4 protein-coding genes are annotated in these 2715 nt (G+C 39.7%); all 4 read left to right on the forward strand.

The window, feature by feature from the left end:
- The coding region (locus JX312_RS11830) for a type II restriction endonuclease (RefSeq protein WP_204458117.1) at window positions 1-528 on the forward strand (528 nt) is incomplete at its 5' end.
- Entirely contained in the window at window positions 521-1222 is a 702-nt protein-coding gene (locus JX312_RS11835) for a MutH/Sau3AI family endonuclease (RefSeq protein WP_204458118.1), read from the forward strand. The genes JX312_RS11830 and JX312_RS11835, both read left to right, overlap by 8 nt.
- Window positions 1222-2094: a site-specific DNA-methyltransferase gene (locus JX312_RS11840; protein ID WP_204458119.1), complete on the forward strand. Its 873-nt coding sequence runs from the start codon at window positions 1222-1224 to the stop codon at window positions 2092-2094. Before JX312_RS11835 ends, JX312_RS11840 begins: the two co-directional genes overlap by 1 nt.
- Window positions 2095-2108: 14 nt before the next feature.
- Complete coding sequence (locus JX312_RS11845; RefSeq protein WP_204458120.1) at window positions 2109-2645, forward strand: hypothetical protein; 537 nt, start codon at window positions 2109-2111, stop codon at window positions 2643-2645.
- Window positions 2646-2715 lie beyond the last annotated feature (70 nt).

Here is a 2715-nt window from a genome sequence, read left to right on the forward strand (position 1 = left end):
GAACAGGTAACGGAGTTTCTTAATGAGACAGGCCTCACCAAGGTATTCCAAAACAAGCAAATCAAAAATCTTGTTGATTATGTCTTTGGAGTGGAGGTCGGACTTGATTCCAATGCTCGCAAGAATCGTGGAGGTCATATAATGGAGGGACTCGTTGCAAATATCCTGACGCTAAACGGAATTGAATTCGAGCAGGAGGTCTATTACACTGAGTTCCCAGAGATAGTCAAGGCTCTTGGTGCTGATAACAAGCGTTTCGACTTCGTTATCCGAACACCTCAGAAGACTTATCTCATCGAAGCCAACTTCTATACCGGAGGCGGCTCAAAGCTGAATGAAGTGGCTCGCTCGTATTCAGAACTCGCACCCAAGATAAATGCCGTTCCCGGATTTGAGTTCGTCTGGATAACCGATGGCATCGGTTGGGAATCAGCCCGCAACAAACTCGAAGAGGCATTTGCCCACATTCCCAGCGTGTATAATCTCACAAATATCCATGAACTAATATCCATAATGAAGAATGATTAGCAGTAAAGCGATAGAGGTTCTTACTCCTCTTTTTAATATTGTTACCAATGCAAAAGGTAAAACAATAAGACAGATAAAAGAAGCTCTTCTTATTGGAGATAAGTGTCGGATGAAAAAAGGCGCATCTGGATTAATTGTCGAAAACTTACTTGGTATAGAAAACAACAATAGGGATGAAGCCGATTTGCCTCAAATTGGCTGTGAGATCAAGATTCTACCATTACAAAAGAATAAGGATGGCTCGATCAAGGCGAAAGAACCGACTGCAATCCAGATGATTAATTATTGTGAAGTTGCCAAAGAAACATGGGAAACAGCCAAACTTAGAAGTAAGATTAACTTAACATTTTGGGTAGTTTATCTTGCAAAGGTAGATGGCAAACCTAAACAACAAGATGATTATGTAATCGTTGATTATTTTCTTGATCATCCTTCCGATGTACAAAACGGAGTCTTCAAAACAGACTGGGAGGAAATTCAAGCATACATCAAGCGCGGCGATGCAGATAAACTTTCATGCAGTATGGGAGTTTATCTTGAACCAAAAACTAAAGGTGCAAACAATCAGGATAAAACGGATGCTCCTGATGGAAAGGGTGGAATTACACGTGCCAGAAGAAGAGCTTTCTACTACAAGAAAAATTATACCAATACACAAATAATTCCAAATCTGGATTTATCAGCTATTGAGTGATGATAAAATCATTCTATAAATCAGACAATCGAGATTTAACCATTGTTAATGGTGATTGCTTTGATGTGCTCCCACAGTTTGATTTTAAGTTTGATATGATCTTCGCAGATCCTCCTTATTTCCTCTCAAACGGAGGCATAAGCTATCAGGCGGGGAAAGTTGTATGTGTTGACAAAGGCGAATGGGACAAAGGCGGGTCTCCAGAGTCAATAATGGAGTTTAACAGTACATGGCTTTCGTTATGTAGAGAAAAGCTCAAAGATAACGGAACAATCTGGATCTCCGGGACTCATCATAATATCTTCTCAATAGCGAATGTTCTAACAGAACTTGGTTATAAGATTTTGAATGTTATCACTTGGGCAAAGACAAATCCGCCACCAAATATATCATGTCGTTTCTTTACCTACTCAACTGAGTTCATCATTTGGGCGCGTAAGTGTCCAAAGGTTCCTCATAAGTATAACTACGAGTTGATGAAGGCAATCAATGACGGTAAGCAAATGACAGATGTGTGGCGACTACCGGCTATCGGACGTTGGGAGAAGTCATGTGGAAAGCATCCTACACAGAAACCGCTCGCCCTCCTAACCCGTATCATCCTCGCAAGCACTGATGAAAACGACTGGATACTCGATCCCTTCGCCGGTTCATCTACAACCGGGATAGCGGCAAATCTATCTCTCAGAAGATTTTTGGGTATAGAGCAAGATGAAAACTATGCACAATTGAGTAGCAACAGGCGTAAAGAGTTAAATTCTTTACACATTCAAGATGAATATCGGAATCATTTACACGATCTCTCCTATATTGATTATGGTCAACTGGCCCATGAGCCAGAAGAACAATATGGAAATGATTTACCATTTTAATTTGAGATATTTACATGGTTAAAAATATATGGTGTGGTGTCACTGGAGGACTAATTGTATGTCTTATAGGTTTTGTGGTGTTTATTATCTTTAATCCGATAAATACTGCTCCCGTGTACATGCTTAATACCAATTGTATAACTGACTCTATTCAGCATCACGCATTGGATAGTTTGCAGTGCGCCCATTTAGAAGCATTAGCAGATTTAGAGCAGAAGGGATTGCTGTTAAGTCCCGCTGATTACACTTCACATATTTCCAGTTACTATAATGGTCTGATTGCTTTTCTTATTGGAATATTCGTTTTCTTTACAATCAGCGGTATCTTTGCAGTAAGACTCACAAGCAAACGAGAGTTTGAGGAACTTAAACAGGAGGTTCATTCTTCAACTCAGAATCATATATTAGAGCAACTACAAAGAATGATGTCTGACTCCAAGTCATTTCAAGAGACCACTATTACCGCTCTAATGGGGAGATTGGACGATCATGTGGTAAAAGTTGAAGAACTTGAAGACTTGCAGCACACAGTTGAATCACTTACTAAGTAGGGTGTTCAGTTTGATGTTCCGAAAAACGTCATTCAAAACACCTGAAATTTTAATAAAAACACGTGCTTAA

Origin of the sequence: Barnesiella sp. CU968, assembly GCF_905219685.1 — a bacterium.
Classification (GTDB): Bacteria; Bacteroidota; Bacteroidia; order Bacteroidales; family Muribaculaceae; genus Lepagella; species Lepagella muris_A.

What these genes read in the sequence shown, in the direction of transcription:
- JX312_RS11835 (WP_204458118.1), top strand. Translation starts at nt 521, where the DNA reads ATGATTAGCAGTAAAGCGATAGAGGTTCTTACTCCTCTTTTTAATATT.
- JX312_RS11840 (WP_204458119.1), top strand. Translation starts at nt 1,222, where the DNA reads ATGATAAAATCATTCTATAAATCAGACAATCGAGATTTAACCATTGTT.
- JX312_RS11845 (WP_204458120.1), top strand. Translation starts at nt 2,109, where the DNA reads ATGGTTAAAAATATATGGTGTGGTGTCACTGGAGGACTAATTGTATGT.